The 15660-nt window shown below is 69.8% G+C and carries 11 protein-coding genes; 6 read left to right on the top strand and 5 right to left on the bottom strand.

What is annotated here, in order from left to right; translation table 11 throughout:
* Positions 1-5: 5 nt before the first annotated feature.
* The 5 genes from Aco03nite_RS05280 to Aco03nite_RS05260 are packed head-to-tail and all read left to right on the top strand — an operon-like array spanning position 6 to position 5111.
* A complete protein-coding gene (locus Aco03nite_RS05280; protein WP_239144929.1) occupies positions 6-971 on the top strand; it encodes a carbohydrate ABC transporter permease in 966 nt (321 codons plus the stop codon).
* Positions 971-1828 (top strand): carbohydrate ABC transporter permease, encoded by an 858-nt coding sequence (locus Aco03nite_RS05275; protein WP_203793610.1) that lies wholly within the window; start codon positions 971-973, stop codon positions 1826-1828. The genes Aco03nite_RS05280 and Aco03nite_RS05275 overlap by 1 nt, the downstream gene beginning before the upstream one ends.
* Before the next feature lie 15 nt (positions 1829-1843).
* Positions 1844-3277, top strand: a complete 1434-nt coding sequence (gene ngcE, locus Aco03nite_RS05270; RefSeq protein ID WP_203793608.1) for an N-acetylglucosamine/diacetylchitobiose ABC transporter substrate-binding protein — start codon at positions 1844-1846, stop codon at positions 3275-3277.
* Positions 3278-3297: 20 nt separating this feature from the next.
* The gene (locus tag Aco03nite_RS05265) at positions 3298-4197 is read left to right on the top strand and encodes a carbohydrate ABC transporter permease (RefSeq protein WP_203793606.1); all 900 of its coding nucleotides are present in this window, start codon (positions 3298-3300) and stop codon (positions 4195-4197) included.
* A gap of 11 nt (positions 4198-4208) precedes the next feature.
* Positions 4209-5111, top strand: coding sequence for a carbohydrate ABC transporter permease (locus Aco03nite_RS05260; protein ID WP_203793604.1), 903 nt, complete (start codon positions 4209-4211; stop codon positions 5109-5111).
* A 7-nt stretch (positions 5112-5118) separates the two neighbouring features.
* Here Aco03nite_RS05260 and fxsT read toward each other — a convergent pair whose 3' ends face one another.
* The 5 genes from fxsT to Aco03nite_RS05235 all read right to left on the bottom strand — a co-directional run bounded on the left by fxsT (position 5119) and on the right by Aco03nite_RS05235 (position 13611).
* Positions 5119-8904 (bottom strand): FxSxx-COOH system tetratricopeptide repeat protein, encoded by a 3786-nt coding sequence (fxsT, locus tag Aco03nite_RS05255; protein ID WP_203793602.1) that lies wholly within the window; start codon positions 8902-8904, stop codon positions 5119-5121.
* Positions 8901-10922: a VMAP-C domain-containing protein gene (locus Aco03nite_RS05250; RefSeq protein ID WP_203793600.1), complete on the bottom strand. Its 2022-nt coding sequence runs from the start codon at positions 10920-10922 to the stop codon at positions 8901-8903. Before Aco03nite_RS05250 ends, fxsT begins: the two co-directional genes overlap by 4 nt.
* A 51-nt stretch (positions 10923-10973) precedes the next feature.
* Positions 10974-11489, bottom strand: coding sequence for a hypothetical protein (locus Aco03nite_RS05245; RefSeq protein ID WP_203793598.1), 516 nt, complete (start codon positions 11487-11489; stop codon positions 10974-10976).
* A 102-nt stretch (positions 11490-11591) separates the two neighbouring features.
* The gene (locus tag Aco03nite_RS05240) at positions 11592-13406 is read right to left on the bottom strand and encodes an HEXXH motif domain-containing protein (RefSeq protein WP_203793579.1); all 1815 of its coding nucleotides are present in this window, start codon (positions 13404-13406) and stop codon (positions 11592-11594) included.
* A 58-nt stretch (positions 13407-13464) separates the two neighbouring features.
* Complete coding sequence (locus Aco03nite_RS05235) at positions 13465-13611, bottom strand: hypothetical protein (protein ID WP_203793573.1); 147 nt, start codon at positions 13609-13611, stop codon at positions 13465-13467.
* A gap of 319 nt (positions 13612-13930) precedes the next feature.
* Between Aco03nite_RS05235 and Aco03nite_RS05230 the strand changes: the two genes are divergently transcribed.
* Positions 13931-15574, top strand: coding sequence for a bifunctional 3'-5' exonuclease/DNA polymerase (locus Aco03nite_RS05230; protein WP_203793571.1), 1644 nt, complete (start codon positions 13931-13933; stop codon positions 15572-15574).
* Positions 15575-15660: the final 86 nt, after the last annotated feature.

The following is a 15660-nucleotide window of genomic DNA, read 5'->3' as shown; positions in this document are numbered from 1 at the left end:
TCATGATGCAAGCCGTCGATTCCCGGCCCGTCCAGGCGCCCGCCCCCTTGAAGACCGCCGACCGGTCCGGGGCCCGCCGGAAAAGGGACACCCGGACGGCCTGGCTGCTGTCCCTGCCCACCCTGATCATCCTGATCGGGATGCTGGGCTACCCGCTGTACCGCATGATCGTGCTGTCCTTCCAGAACATGCGGCTGCGGGAGCTGTTCAGCGGCGCCACCCCGCCGTGGGCCGGCGTCGACCAGTACGCGAAGGCCCTGACCGACGACGTCTTCTGGGGCATCGTCGCCCGGACCGCCGCCTTCACCGTCGTCTCGGTCACCCTGTCGGTGACCGCCGGCCTCGGCATCGCCCTGCTGATGCGCCGGGTGCACGCCAAGGTGCGGATCTTCATGATGGTCGCGATGATGTTCGTCTGGGCACTGCCCCAGCTCGTCGCGGCACAGGCCTTCCGCTGGCTCACCGACTCCGACTTCGGTGTCCTGAACTACCTGTTCAGCAAGGTGTTCGGGGACGAGTGGCTGAACCACAGCTGGTTCGTCAACCCGTGGGAGGGCTGGGCGGTGATCACCACTCTGGTGGTCTGGGCGGGCATCCCGTTCCTGGCGATCTCGCTGAGCGCCGGGCTGACCCAGGTGCCGAAGGAACTGGTCGAGGCCGCCACGGTGGACGGCGCGTCGAGCTGGCAGACGCTGCGCAACATCACCCTGCCGATCCTGAAGCCGCTGCTCACCATCGTCACCACCCTCTCGGTGATCTGGAACTTCGGCCTGTTCACCCAGAACTGGGCGCTGCGCGACAGCCACCCGGAGCCGGTCTACCAGACACTCGCGACCTACTCGTACACGCAGGCGTTCGGTCGTTCCCTCTATAGCTACGGCTCGGCGATCTCGGTGATCACCGTGCTGCTGATGCTCGGCGTGATGGTGTTCTACATCCGCCAGATGTTCAAGATCGGAGAGGTGGACTGATGGCCCGCCACGACGACGGCGTCGTCACCGTCGGACGCAGCCGGATCGGCACGGTCTTCGCCAACACCGGGGGCATCCTCTTCGGGCTCGTGATGATCTTCCCGGTCTACTGGGTGCTGAACACCGCGTTCAAACCCGACGCCGAGGTACGCAGTTTCACCCCGACGTTCTGGCCGGAGAACCCGACCCTGGACAACTTCCGGTCGGCGCTGGGGGAGCAGCACTTCCTGCCCAGCATGGTCAACGGACTGGTGATCACCGCGATGGCGGTGGCCGCCGCCCTGGTGGTGGGCTTCCTCGCCGCGCTGGCCATCGCCCGGTTCGCCTTCTACGGGCGCAAGGCGATCATCCTGGTCGTCCTGGCCGTACAGCTGGTGCCGTTCCTGGCCCTGCTGATCCCGCTCTTCCTCATGTTGCAGGGTGTCAACCTGACCAACACGCTTGTCGGTGTGGCCCTGGTGTACCTGGTTCTGCTGCTGCCGTACACGGTGTGGACGCTGCGTGGTTTCATCTCCGGCATCCCGCGGGAGCTGGACGAGGCGGCCATGATCGACGGTTGCACCCGGGCCCAGGTGTTCTGGCGCATCATCCTGCCGCTGACCGGCCCCGGGCTGGTCGCCACCTCGGTCTACGGGTTCATCCAGGCGTGGAACGAGTTCATCATCATCAACACGCTGAACGACCCGAACCACCAGAATCTGATGGCCTGGCTGCTGTACAACCAGACCGAACGCGGCACCGCCTGGGGCCCCCTCATGGCCGGTGCCATCATCACCTCGATCCCCGTGGTGGTGTTCTTCCTGATCATCCAGCGCAATATCGCCACCGGGCTGACGGCCGGCGCGGTCAAGGGTTGACCCGAAAGGATATCGATGTCTGAAATCATTAAGTCCGAGCTGGACCGTCGTAGCCTGCTGCGCCGCGCGGGTGCGGTCGGCTTGGCCGCCATTCCCGCGGTGACCATGCTGAGCGCGTGTGTCGGCGGCGGCGCCGAGGAGACGAACGAGCAGGCCACCGGCGACAAGTCGGCGGACAACCCGCTCGGCATCGACCCGAAGGCGCCTGTCGAGATCGTCATCTTCGACGGCGGCCTGGGCACCAAGTACGCCACCGACGTGGACACTCCGATCTACACCAAGAAGTGGCCCGAGTCGAAGATCAACTACTCGGCGACGCAGGAGATCGGGACTGTCATCCAGCCCCGGCTCAACGCCAACGACGCGCCCGACATGATCAACAACTCCGGCGCGAAGATGATGGACTTCGGCGCCATCGTCGCCGCCGGGCAGGCCCAGGACCTCACCGACCTGTTCGCCGCCCCGTCGTTCGACATCGCCGGCAAGACCGTCGCCGAGACGCTGGTCCCCGGCGCCATCGAGCAGGGCACCTACAGCGGCAAGCCGTACGCGGTGAACTACGCGTACACCGTCTTCGGTCTCTGGTACAACAAGGCCCTGTTCGAGAAGAACAGCTGGACCGTGCCCGCCACCTGGGCCGAGTTCACCGCCCTGTGCGAGCAGATCAAGGGCAAGGGCATCGTTCCCTTCGGGTACGCCGGAGCCAACGCCGCGTACTACATGGTCCGTGCCCTGCTCACCAGCGCCGGAAAGATCGGTGGCGAGCAGGCGCTCAAGGACATCGACAACCTGAAGCCGGGCGCCTGGACCGCCGCGCCGGTGCTCGAGGCCGCCAAGGCCTGGGGCGAGATCGGCAACAAGTACCTGGACAAGACGTTCCTCGGCCTCAAGCACACCGAGGTCCAGCTGCGCCAGAACCAGGACAAGGTCGCCTTCTACCCGTGCGGCTCCTGGCTGGAGAACGAGCAGGCCAAGGACACCCCGCCGGGCTTCCAGTACTCGGTGGCCGCCTACCCGAGCGTGACCGCCTCGGACGCGCTGCCGGCGACCGCGCTGAACGCCGCGGCGGGCGAGATCTACTTCGCCTCGTCGAAGGGCAAGAACCCGCGCGGCGGCATGGAGTACCTGCGCGTCATGCTCTCCAAGGAGGCGGCGCTCGAGTTCACCAAGCTCACCAAGTCCCTGACCGTGGTGGCCGGCGCCGCCGACGGCATCGAGATCTCCCCCGGCCTGACCAGCGCCAACGACGCGATCAACAAGGCCGGCAAGGACGTCTTCATGGGCTACCTGTTCGACACCTGGTACAAGAAGCTCAACGACGAGTCGCTGAGCGCCGTCAACGACCTGATGTTCAAGGGCGGCGACGCGCAGAAGTTCTGCGACCGGATGGAAGCCGCCTCGCAGGCGATCGCCGAGGACTCCGCGGTCCAGAAGCAGACCCGTAGCTGATTTCAGATAGGTAGAGCGCCATGAGGCACGGTAAGTATCCCTTCATCATCGGTTTCCTCGCCGTGCCCGTGGCGCTCTACGCCGTCTTCGTGGTGGCGGCGTACGTACAGACCTTCCAGCTGGCCTTCACCAGCTGGTCCGGGTTCGGCGTCATCAAGTACGTCGGGTTCGAGAACTTCGAGAAGCTGTGGAACGACGACCTGTTCTGGAAGTCGCTGCGGCACAACGGCTTCCTGCTGCTCCTGCTGCCGATCGCGACGATCGCGATCGCGCTGGTCTTCGCGTTCCTGCTCAACGTCGGCGGCGGGACCAAGGGCGGGATGACCCGGGGCGTACGCGGCTCCAAGCTCTATCGGGTCATCTTCTTCTTCCCGCAGCTGATGGCCCTCGCCATCGTCGCCGTGATCTTCGGCCGGGTGTTCTCCTCGGACAAGAGCGGCATGCTCAACGGCCTGTTCCCGGACTCCTGGCAGCCGTGGCTCTTCCTCGCCGACGACCGCTGGGCGCTGACCTGCATCCTGGTGGTGCTGGTCTGGCAGGCGGTCGGCTTCTACGTGGTGCTCTTCTCGGCCGGCATGGGTTCGATCGGTGAGGAGATCTACGAGGCCGCCGCCCTGGACGGCGCCACCAAGGTCACCCTGTTCTTCCGGATCACCCTGCCGCTGCTCTGGAACACCATCCAGACCGGCTGGGTCTACCTCGGCATCGCCGCGTTCGACGCGTTCGCCCTGGTCAACATCATGACCGTGGACCGTGGCGGCCCCGACGGGGCGACCTCGGTGCTGGCCATGATGATCTACCGCAACACCTTCGAGTACTCCCAGGTCGGCTACGCGTCCGCGCTCGGCGTGGTGCTGTTCTTCCTGACCCTGACCTTCGCCGCCCTGACCCTGCGGGTCACGCGCCGCGACGCCGTCTGAGAGGCGAGACCATGAGTAACGTGACCACCATGGACGCCCCGGTGAAGGTTTCCGCCCCGCAGGAGAAGACCCGCCGCGAGCTGAAGGCCTTCAACGGCCTCGCCCACCTCGCCCTGATCTTCTGGGCCGTGGTGACGGCCGGCCCCTTGCTCTGGGTGGTGCTGGCGTCCTTCAAGAGCAACACCGAGATCTTCCTGGGCGAGCCGTTCGCGCTGCCGTCCACGTTCTCGCTGGAGACGTACCTGTCGGCGTGGGATCAGGCGCACATCGGCCGCTACTTCCTGAACAGCGTCTTCGTGGTGCTGGTCAGCACCGCCGGCACCATGCTGTTCGGGTCGATGGCCGCGTACGTGCTGGCGCGGTACTCGTTCGTCGGCAACCGGATCGTCTACTACCTGTTCGTGTCCGGGCTGGCGTTCCCCACGTTCATGGCGCTCGGCCCGCTGTTCCACATCCTCAAGAACATGGGGCTGCTGAACACGTACCACGGCCTGATCATGGTCTACATCGCGTACAGCCTGCCGTTCACGATCTTCTTCCTGGCCGCCTTCTTCAAGACGCTGCCCCACGAGATCGACGAGGCGGCCACCGTGGACGGCGCCTCGCACACCCGCAAGTTCTTCCAGATCATGATGCCGATGGCGAAGTCCGGCCTGGTCAGCATCACCATCTTCAACATCGTCGGCCAGTGGAACCAGTACCTCCTGCCGCTGGTGATCATGCAGGGCCAGGGCGCCGACCAGAAGTGGGTGCTCACCCAGGGCATCGCCAACATCTCCACCCAGGCGGGTTACCACGCCGAGTGGTCGACGCTGTTCGCCGCCCTGACGCTGAGCATCATCCCGATGATCGTCGTCTACGCCATCTTCCAGCGCCAGATCCAGGCCGGCCTGACCGCCGGCGCGGTGAAGTAACCCCCGGTCAGAGCGGCATCGGGTCGACGTCACAGTTGGCCCGCATGCCGGCCCGGGCCGCCGCGATCGCCGGATGCCGGGGCCCGAGCACCCGGTCATAGGCGTCGATCACCTCACCGAACAGCCGGTCCCCGTCGCCGGTCCGCCCCAGAGCCCGCAGATCGAACGCCATGTTGAGGGCCACGGCCAGGGTGGACGGGTGCTCGCTGCCGAGGATCTCCCCGGAGTGCCGCAGCGTCTCGGCGTCCAGTGCGTAGGCCTCCTCCGGATCCCCCCGGGTGAACAGGTCACTGGCCAGGTTCGTCGCGGCGGCCAGGGTCAGCACGTGCCGGGAGCCGAGCAGGTCCCGCAACTCCTCGTAGGCCGATCGGTCGTGCTCCACGGCGGTGTCGAGGTCACCGAGCAGCCGCAGCACGATGCCCAGGTTGGTCCGGGCCGACAGGGTGTAGGGATGCGCGTCCCCGAGCGCCTGCCGGTACTCCTGCCAGGTCCGGTCGGCGAGGAGGAGGGACTCGTCGAGTTCGTCGTTCTCCCGCAGGTCGACGGCGTAGTTCAGGGCACAGGCGATGGCCTCCGGGTAGAGATCGCCGAAGCGGCGGCGGAGTTCGGTCAGGGTCGCGAGCGCGAGCTTGCGGGCCCGGGCGTGGTACCCGGCCCGGCGCAGGGAGACCGCCAGGTTACGGGCCGCCATCAGGGTCTGCGGGTGCTTGAGGCCGAGGATCCGCTGCGTCCGTTCGTAGAGCCGTTCCTGTTGCTGGTTCGCCCCGATGTAGTCCCCGCGTTCCCGCAGGTCCAGGGTGAGGCCGTTCTGGCTGAGCAGGGTCAGGAAGTGCCGGGGGCCGAGCACCTCGATCCGGCGGCGGACCGTGTCCATGTCCAGGGCCATGGCGGCCGGGAAGTCGCCCATCATCCGGAGACTGATGCCGAGGCCGTGGGCCATGTTGAGGGTGTGCGGGATGTTGGGGCCGAAGATGCGCTGCGACACCTCGTACGCCCCCTGCCCCAGTTGGACGGCTCCGGAGAAGTCGCCGGCCGCCCGCAGGTCGACGGCGACCTGGTTGATCGCGTCCAGCGTCTCCTCGTCCTCCGGGCCCTTGAGGGCGCGCAGCCGTTCCAGGCAGTCGGCGTTGATCCGGGCGGCCTCGGTGAACTCGCCGAGAACACCCATGATGAACGCGAGCCAGCGGGCGCCCTTGAGAACCTGGTCGTCGTCGGGGCCGAGCATGACCGTCCACCGCTCGACCGCCTGGGCCGCGAGGCTGCGGCAGCCCTCGTGGTCGCCGACCGAGTGCAGGAACGCGATCAGATCGAGCACCAGCGCCCGGGCCCACGCGTCCTCGCAGCTGACCTGGTCGGAGGCGAGCACGTGCGGGAGCAGGGCGTGATAGCGCGCCCGCTGGGTGATGTCGCCGGGGTTGCCGCCGGCCAGCAGCAGGTGGGCGACGTGCTGCATCCGGCCCCGGTTCTCCGCGGTCAGCTGGTCCACCACCACCTCGCGGACCAGCCGGTGAAGCTGGACCGTCAGGGTCTGTTCCCGGTAGTCGATGCGGGCCAGGCCGTACTGCTCGATCTCCTGGATCGCCCGGTTGAGCAGGGTCGGGTTCTGCAGCATCTGGGTCAGTTCCTCGGTGAACCCGATGTTGCGCGCGGCCCGGAAGATCTCCTGGGAGATCGGCTCCGGCGCCATGAACGAGCAGGCCTGGAGCAGTTGGAGCGCGCCGGGGTTGACGGCGCCGAGGTGTTCCAGCGCGACCGTCCACGCGGTCGCCACCGCGATCTCGTAGTGCGGGTCCTGCCTCCGTCCGGTCAGCTCGTCCCGTTTCCGGGCGAGCAGTCCGATGTACTCGCCGACCGGCATCGGCATGGTGGCCTGCCAGGTGGCCGCCTGGGCGATGGCCAGGGGTAGATCGTCCAGCAGGTCCGCCAGCCGGTCGGCGTCCCCGGCGGAGAGGTCCGGGTTGCGTTTGCGGAGCAGCGCGATGCTCTCCTCCCGGCTGAAGATGTCGATCTCCAGCGTCTCCGAGGTGTCGTGCCACTGCCGGTTCCGGGACGTGACCAGGACCTTCCCGGTGCCACCCTGGGGCAGATAACGTTCGACCGTCTCGATGCTCTCCGCGTTGTCGAAGATCAACAGCCAGTTGGGGTACGGCGCACCCGCGGTCAGAGCCTCCAGCACCGCCTGCACGGCCGATCCCGGTTCGGAGTCCATCTGCACGTCCAGCCGCTCGCCCAGGTCCATCAGCGAACGGCGGATCTGGCTCTCCTGTTCGGACGGCACGAACCAGATGACGTCGTAGTGGGTCAGATGCCGGTAGGCGTACTCGGTGGCGATCTGGGACTTCCCGACACCACCCATGCCGTGCAGCGAGTGCGAGAGCACCGCGGCCACCCGGTCGTGCCGTAGCCGGAAGTCGAGGATCTCCAGCAGATCCTCCCGGCCGGTGAAGTCGGTGTTCCGCGGCGGCAGGTTGACCCAGACCGCCGACTCGGCGTCCGGCTGGAGCAGGGCGTCGAGGTCCGCCTGACTGGCGCCCTGGCCCGCCAGCAGGTGCGGTCCGGTCTGCAGGGGCGACACCGTGGACATCGGCGGCGTCGACGGGGCCGGCACGATGCCGGGGACGCTGAGAGCCTCCTCGAGAAGGGCCGCGCGCGCGTCGTACGGCCCGGCCAGTGCCTGGAGGACGTTCAGCTCGAACTGGTCCTCCTCCAGCGTGCCGGCGGACACCGTGGGCAGCGGGCGCTGGTCCGGGGCGCGCAGCACGTGCAGCAGGGCCCGGGCCCGGGGGAACCGCTCACCGAAGTACGCCGCCACCAGCTCGATCACCCGTACCGTGTCGTCCCGGGTGGTGTGCGCCAGCAACTCCTCCCGGACCCCCGGCCGGAACGACGGCCCGCCACCGGCGCCGGTGACCAGCAGCGGACTGGTCACCACCTCGGCCAGATGCAGCGGCCGGGAGGCGGGCAGCATCACGCCCTGCAGGATCCGCAGAGTCTCCAGATCCACGCGTGGCGGTGCGGCGGCCATCAGGGCGGCGAGCCGGAAGGCGGGTGTCGACGACGCGGCCCGGAAGTCCCGGACCAGACGGTTCGCGCTGGTGGCCGCCGGGGTCGGCTCGAACAGTTCGGCCCGTTCGGTGATCTCGTGGGGCCGGCCCGGGTCGGCGATGTGCGCCACCGCGTTGAGCCAGCCGGTCGCCGACTCGGCCACCAGCGCCGCCCACCAGGCCAGCCACCGGGGGGCGAGTTCGAGCAGGGGCACCGCGACCGCTGTCGCGCGGACCGGGTCGTCGAACGGGCTGATCCACTCGGAGGGCTCACGGACCCGCAGCTCCGCGTTCGGCGACATGATCCGGGGCGCGGAGAGCTGGACCTTGCGCGGAGCCAGCAACGACCGGTGCCACAGGTCCTCCGGGTACGGATTGACGATCGCCACCGGCACCCGCTTACCCCAGCGGTGCAGCACCTGATCGGCCGAGCTGTGCGCCCAGAATCCGGCCAGCCCGTCGCTGATCACCATGACCAGTTCGCCGTCCGGAGCGGCGGGCCGTCCCTTCGGATCCCGGAACGACCCGAGCAACTGGACGTTCACGGTCCCGAAGACCGCGTTCGCCAGTTCCCGGAACGCGTCGACGGTCGGTGTCCACACCTCCATCGACGGGCTGTCGTCGATCACGATCGCCAGGGCCGAGACGTGTGGGACGAACCGGCGCAGCGCCTCGGCCAGCGCCTCCTGATCGGCCAGCGCCGGCACGGCCCGGTCGCCGGACGCGGATCCGGATGTGGGTGAGGTCATGCCACGGCCCCCCGTTCGGAGATGGGCCGGTCCGCGTCGTCCCAGAGCAGGGCGACCGTACGGCCGTAGTGTGCCCGTCCACCCGGAGTCGCCTGGACGGCGTCGAGACGGGCGGCACGGGTGTGTTCCGGCAACCGTCCCGGTTCGGCGCTGAGATGCTCCAGCCCGAGGGTGCCGCTCTCGGGGCGGGGTATCCGCTGGTCCCAGAGCACCACCGGAACCCCGGCCCGCAGCGCCGCCCGTAGTTCCGCGTCACCGGCAGTGGTGCCGGGTGGCTCGCTGAGGACCACCACGAGGTACCGGGCGTCGCCGTCGAGTTCGCGGCGCCAGCGCTGGAGATCGTCCGGTGCGGCCGAGCCCCGGCCCCACAGCACCCGCCCGGTGAACGGCTGCTGGTCGATCTGCCGCCACCGGTGCGACCAGGCCCGGTGGATCCGGACCTCCCGCATCCGTTCCAGGCTGCGCAACGACACCGAGTAGTCCAGGCACAGCGGGCGCGACTCGCCCAGGATCTCCGGGCCGTCGAACCACTGCACCGCGGTGTTCAGCAGGCCGACCGGCAGCAGGAACTCGATGTCGGCCCGGTCGGCCACGCCGCGCCACCGGGTCTCCGCCGCGGCCACCAGCTTCGCCGTCTCCCCGGCGAGACCGCCCACCTGGGTGACGATCGGCTCGTCCGGCTCGGGACGCCACGGCCCGGAGGCGACCTGCAGGTAGGGCGTGATCCGGCACAGGCCGCGGTCCAGCCCGTCGACGGTGATCTGCAGAGTCAGCGAGGGCCGGGCCATGCCGGAGCGTCCCGGCGGCGTTCCCGGCGTGGGCAGCGGCGCCCGGACCCCGGTCCGGCTCTGCCGCGACGCCCACTTGCGCAACGCCGGACCGGGATCACCGGCCAGCAGGTGACCGAGCCAGTCCACGAACCGGAACGCCGGATGGGAGACACCGGGCCGGGCGTTCATCCCGGCCAGATAGTGATAGAGATCGATGACGTCGGCGAACAGCGGCAGTCCGGGCTCGGGGAGCTCGGGGACGGCGCCCGCCCAGACCGCCCGCAGATCGATGTCACCGGGAACCCGGCCCAGCAGCGCGACCACGTCGTTCTCCGGGGCCGGGGCGACCAGCGGCAGAGCCGGGTCGTCGTCCCGCAGTTCGACAAGCGGCGGGGTGACGCCCAGCAGCGCCCGGGTCCAGGCCGCGGCCGTGTACGACGCGTAGGCGTGCCAGATGTCGTTCTTACCGCTGGCCGCGTAATCGGCGATGCCGCGGATCATGAACCAGTTCCGGCCGCAGTCGGCCGTGGCGGTGGCGACCCCCGATCCCTCCATCTCCACGGCGGCGATCTCCGAGTACTGGCCGGCCAGGGCGTCGCGGCGCTGCTCGCTCTTCATCAGGACGTCCGCGGAGCCGACCGACCCGTAGTGGATCCGCGGCATGTCCTCGCCCGGGGCGGGTTCCGGGCGGGCCGGATGGTCGATGTGGTGGGTGCCGATCCGCAGGATGTCGGTGCCGGGCGCGGGCCGGGCGAACTCCGCGGGCACGGCGGGCCCGAGCAGCTCCTCCCAGGGTCGGGAGCCGTTGCGCTCGCCGGCCCGCAGCCGGGTGGCCGCGCGCAGCAGCCGGGGCGCGATCAGGCCGCCGCCCCGCCGGCCCCGTAGCACCGGCCCGGTGTCGGTCTCGCGGATGTGGCCGTAGTCGATGATGCCCTCGGTGGCCACCACCACGTCACCGAGCCGGACGTGCCGGTCGGGATCGTCCGGCCGGGGGATGCCACCGGCGATCCCGACCATGATCACCGTCTGGATGTTCGGAAAGGTCCGCAGCATGTTGGCACAGCAGCTGGCCGCCAGCCGGGTGCCGTCCTGCGGCATGATCAGCACCGCCACCGCGTGCGGCTGTCCCGGGTCGCTGCTGAGCAGCAGACCGACGTCGTAGTCGTTCTGGTCGTGCGGGTGGCTGAACGGGGCGGCCGACTCCATCAGCCGCAGCACGGCGGCGCCCTCGACCGGAAGCGCGGTCATGATGCCGACCGTCACCCTGCTCGGTTTCACTGCGGGCATCGGCCTGCTCCATCATCTCCGGTTCAGATCGGCGGTGGTGACGATCTGGAAAGCGAGAATCAAAACCAGCGTAATCTCGGTTGTCAGCACTCCTGCTGCCCAGAGTGACACGTCGTCGCGCAAGATGCGTAAAGCGATTCCGGTAAATGCCGGAATGCAGAACACCAGAAGATCGACGCCGAGTTGAATGACCTTGCGGGTGTGTCGCCGGCGATCGTCGCGATGACAGGAATCCCAGCCGAACAACTGGTGATCGGAATGGGTCACCGCGGACAGGCGAGGGCTCAGATCAGTGCGGATGTACCTGCCGATCGACGAGATCTTCTCGTCGTTGACCAGGTATGTCCAGCCCAGGACCACACAGCAGGGCGCGATGGTGAGCAGGAGGTCGTCGATTCCGGTCTGCAGGGCGCCGGCGCAGATCGCCGCGATCGAGGCCAGCGTGGCATAGATGAGATTGTCGCGCGTGCCGATGCGCTGGGTCTGCTCTTCTTTGAGCCGTTCGTATTCAGCGATCAAGGCATCCACATGCTCAGCTCCATCCGCGATGGTCAAATGAACGGAGTTGCCGCGTGCAGCGGAATCTCAGTATCACCGATCAATTCGCGGATGGAGATCGACAGCGGATGGTTACTTTTCCCGGAATGCGGTGAGCCACCCGGCGATCTCGACGGGATCGGCCGCTCCGGCCAGATCGTGGTGCAGGGCCGCCACCAGATCCGGGTGTTCCAGCAGGACCCTGCCGGTGCGGGTGTCACCGGTGCGCTGCAGGGCCAGACCGAGCCCGGTCCAGGCGTCGTCCGCCGCCGGATCGCCGGCCAGCTCCGCCCGGTAGCCGCGGGCGGCCTCGTCGGGTTCGCCCGCGAACAGGCGCAGGTCGGCCTCGCTGAGATCGGCTCCCCAGCTCGTGTCCCGGGCCTGCCAGTACTTCTCCGGCGCCACCAGCCGGCGCCGGGCCAGCCCCAGCCGTGGCCCGGACCAGTGCCGCATGGCAGGGTCGGGGAGAACGGTGCCGGCGGCCGGCGCCACCGCGGGTGCGGCCCGGTCCTGCCATGCCGTCGCCAGCGCGGTGACCGTGCGGTCGCTGGGGCGACGGTGCCGGATGCGCCAGCCGGCCCGGTGCGCGTCGGCGACCAGCCGGGCCAGCTCCGCCGCCTCCGGATCGAGATCGTCGTCGGCCCAGTCGTCCATGGTGGCGGCCATCCGGTGGACGAAGTCACGGCCGCGCCCGGTCAGGTTGCCGTCGGCCAGGGCGATGGCGATCGCCTCCCGGGTCTGTTCCCGGCTGTAGGCGTACTCGAAATCGTCCAGCTGTGGGTTCGCACCGCCGGGAGCGAGCCGCTGGGTCCGCCAGAACGCGGCGATGCCGTGAAAGGCATAGATCCCCTGCAGTAAACCGCCGGCGGGCCGTGGATCGTCCCGCCACGGCGCGTACAGGCAGGGCTCGCCGGGCCCCTCGGTGAGCGGGACGAGATGCATCAGACCGCCCAGGGCGATGTGCCGCCACTCGTGGGCCAGCGACACCGCGAGGGTCACCGGGTCCGGGGGCGGGGAGCACATGATGGCGCCGAAGGCGTCACCCGTCGACGCGCTGCGGGTGTCCCAGCCGTCTCCGGCCGGCAGCGGCACCAGGGAGGTGAACCCGGTGGCCAGGGCCTCGGCCACCGGCCGGTGGTGGCTCACCAGGATGGCCCAGGCGTCCTGCAGCAGTCGCGTCCAGGCGCCGAACTCGTGCTCGCCGAGGCGTGCCGGGCGGACCGGCTCGGCCAGGTCCCGCCACGGGTCCAGGTCGTCGACGTAGACAGCCAGGGTCAGATCGCCGGCCCGGGCGGTGGCCGTCCGGAGCGCCATCCAGCCCGCGGCGTCACCGCTGTGCGGGACCTCGACGGTGGTTCCGCCGTGGCGCAGGCGGATCCGGCCGTCCTCGACCCAGGCCTCCGCGGTGTCCCAGCGCTCGCACCCGTCGAAGACGGCCATGCCGAACCGGGGGATCAGCACACTGCCGTCCCGCAGCGGGACCACGGTGCGGTGGTCCAGCCCGGCGATGGCGGCGGTGGCGAGCACGAGGGCGTTCAACTGGCCGAAATCGGTCCAGGCCGGGGCGCCGGTGTCGTCCCCGCGGTGATGCCGCCGGAGCGCGTGCGACAGCCAGCTGCCGATCTGCGGATGCGCCAGGACGGCGTCGACGGCCCCGGGGGAACTCCGCTGGACGGCCTCCAGCGCGTCCCACGCCTCCCGCACCGCCGGCAGCGGGCCGGCCGCCGCCGGCGCTCCGGTAGCGGCCTCGAGCAGCGCCCGCAACATCACCAGACGCCGGCTCCGCTGGCCCTCCTGGAGCCGGCGGATCACCTCCGGTCCGCCGCGGCCCGCCGCGAGCTGGTGGAAGGCGTCGTCGGAGAGCCGGATCCGTTGCGGCCCGGCGGTGTCGGCGTCCTTGGTGTCCACGGGCGTTCGATGCTCCTCGTCGAGCGGTGCCGGGGTGGTGCTTCGTGGGCGAAAGCGGTCAGTCGGCGCGGCCGGGAGGGCCGCTGCCACCGAGGTTCGCACGCGGGCGGGACACCTGACCCAGCACCTGGCGCACCGCGTCGGCGAGCTCCCGGCTCTGGTCCGAGCGGAGGTCGCTGAGGCTGTAGCCAGCCAGGGAGACCATGGTGGTCTCGATATAGGTGGCACGCGGCTGCGTGGTCATCGAACGTCGGTCCACTTTCCTCGGTGATGGGGCGGTGCTCTGCCCATGAACAGTCAGGCTGTGATCTTGTTCACTCCCCGGAGAGCGAGGGTCAGAGTAATCCGTCTCCCCATCGTCCTTCGAATCAGGGGCCTCTGTTGGCAAACCCCCAACATTAATGCTTGCCAGCACACCTGTGGGTGGTTGTGCTGGCAGGTGGCCATTTGCAATTGACGCGGTGAAGTGGCCGATCGGGTCGTGCCTCCGCGGCTATGTCACACCCCCGGGTGAAGATGTCCCTGTGCTGGTTGCGGTCGTTCCCGATCCCGACGGCCGCGGAGGGGTCCTGACGGACCTGACCTCGGGCGGTCCGTCTCGGCATGCCGGTGATCTGGCCGCCGCGGTCGCCGAGCGGGAGGCCGTCGATCAGCCGCGGTGGGTGTGGAGCAGCACCGCCGACGTCTACCCGGCGCTGCTGCGGGCCGGAGTGCGGGTCGCGCGCTGTCACGACCTGGAGCTGACCGAGGCGCTGCTGTCCGGGTCGGCCGGGCGTTGGGGTGAACCGCGCTCGGTCGCCGCCGCCCTGGCGCGGCTGCGCGGTCTTCCGGTGCCGGCCGACCGGCCGCGCCCCGAGACCGAACCGCCCGGCCTGGCCCAGGTGGCGCTCTTCGAGGCGGCCCCGGTGGCCGGCACGGTCGAGATCGACGACCTGATCACCGTTTACGAGGACCAGGCCCGCCGGATCCGCGAGGTCGAGCATCCGGGGCGGTTCCGGATGCTCGTGGCGGCCGAGTCGGCCGGGGCACTGGTCGCCGTGGAGATGAGCCGGGCCGGGCTGCCGTGGCGTGCCGACGTGCACGACGAGCTGCTGCGGGAGCTGCTGGGGCCGCCGCAGCCGGTCGGGCCGCCGCGCCGGCTGGCCGAGCTCGCTGCCGAGGTCAACGCCGCTTTCGGCACCCAGGGCCTGCACCCGGACTCGCCCGCCGAGGTGGTCCGCGCCTTCCGCCGGGCAGGTCATGACGTGCCCAACACCAGGGCCTGGGTGCTCCGGAAGGTGGATCACCCGGCGGTGCGGCCGTTGCTGGAGTTCAAGGAGTTGTACCGGATCTGGACGGCGCACGGCTGGGCCTGGTGTGCCGCCTGGGTCCGGGACGGCCGGTTCCGCCCGGAGTACGTGCCCGGTGGTGTGGTCTCCGGGCGCTGGGCGGCCCGCGGCGGCGGGGCCCTGCAGGTGCCGAAGGTGGTGCGCCGCGGGGTGATCGCCGATCCGGGCTGGGTGTTCGTGGTCGCCGACGCCGGTCAGCTGGAGCCCCGGGTGCTGGCCGCGGTCTCCGGGGACACCCGGCTGGCGCGGGCCGCCGCCGAGGGTGACCTCTACGCGGCGCTGGCCACCGACTCGTTCGACGGCGACCGTGGCAAGGCGAAGATCTCGCTGATCAGCGCGATGTACGGCCAGACCGGTGGGGACGCGGCCCCGGCCCTGGCGGTGTTGCGGCGGCACTACCCGACCGCCTTCGAGTACGTGGAGGCCGCCGCCCGTACCGGTGAGGCGGGTGGCCTGGTCCGGTCCTGGCTGGGCCGCACCTGCCCGCCGTCGTCGTCGGCGCTGCGGGACGCCGGTCTGGACCCGCCGGACGAGGTGGCACCCCCGCCGGGCCGGGCCCGGGGGCGCTTCACCCGCAACTTCGTGATTCAGGCCACAGCCGCCGAGTGGGCCCTGGTGCTGCTCGCCACGCTGCGGACCGCGCTGGCCGGAACCGCTGCCGAACTCGTCCTGTTCGTGCACGACGAGGTGGTGGTGCACTGTCCGGCGGAGCAGGCCGAGGCGGTGGTCGAGGCGGTGAACGCGAGCGCGGTATCGGCGGGACGGCTGCTGTTCGGCGACACCACGGTCCGGTTTCCTCTGGACGTCTCAGTGGTTGGTGCGTACGCCGACGCGAAATGAGGAAGTGGGTATCGTGGTTTCACGGCCGAGAGGCGCTGCAGCGGGGCGACCCGTCACGCTCGGCCGCTGAAACACCCTGAGCAAGG

It is taken from the genome of Actinoplanes couchii (assembly GCF_016862075.1).
Taxonomy (GTDB): Bacteria; Actinomycetota; Actinomycetes; order Mycobacteriales; family Micromonosporaceae; genus Actinoplanes; species Actinoplanes couchii.
This window is presented reverse-complemented; position numbering and strand designations above follow the sequence as displayed.

Coding starts and splice junctions, on each gene's coding strand:
- Aco03nite_RS05280 (WP_239144929.1), top strand. CDS start 6: ATGCAAGCCGTCGATTCCCGGCCCGTCCAGGCGCCCGCCCCCTTGAAG.
- Aco03nite_RS05275 (WP_203793610.1), top strand. CDS start 971: ATGGCCCGCCACGACGACGGCGTCGTCACCGTCGGACGCAGCCGGATC.
- ngcE (WP_203793608.1), top strand. CDS start 1,844: ATGTCTGAAATCATTAAGTCCGAGCTGGACCGTCGTAGCCTGCTGCGC.
- Aco03nite_RS05265 (WP_203793606.1), top strand. CDS start 3,298: ATGAGGCACGGTAAGTATCCCTTCATCATCGGTTTCCTCGCCGTGCCC.
- Aco03nite_RS05260 (WP_203793604.1), top strand. CDS start 4,209: ATGAGTAACGTGACCACCATGGACGCCCCGGTGAAGGTTTCCGCCCCG.
- fxsT (WP_203793602.1), bottom strand. CDS start 8,904: ATGACCTCACCCACATCCGGATCCGCGTCCGGCGACCGGGCCGTGCCG.
- Aco03nite_RS05250 (WP_203793600.1), bottom strand. CDS start 10,922: ATGACCGCGCTTCCGGTCGAGGGCGCCGCCGTGCTGCGGCTGATGGAG.
- Aco03nite_RS05235 (WP_203793573.1), bottom strand. CDS start 13,611: ATGGTCTCCCTGGCTGGCTACAGCCTCAGCGACCTCCGCTCGGACCAG.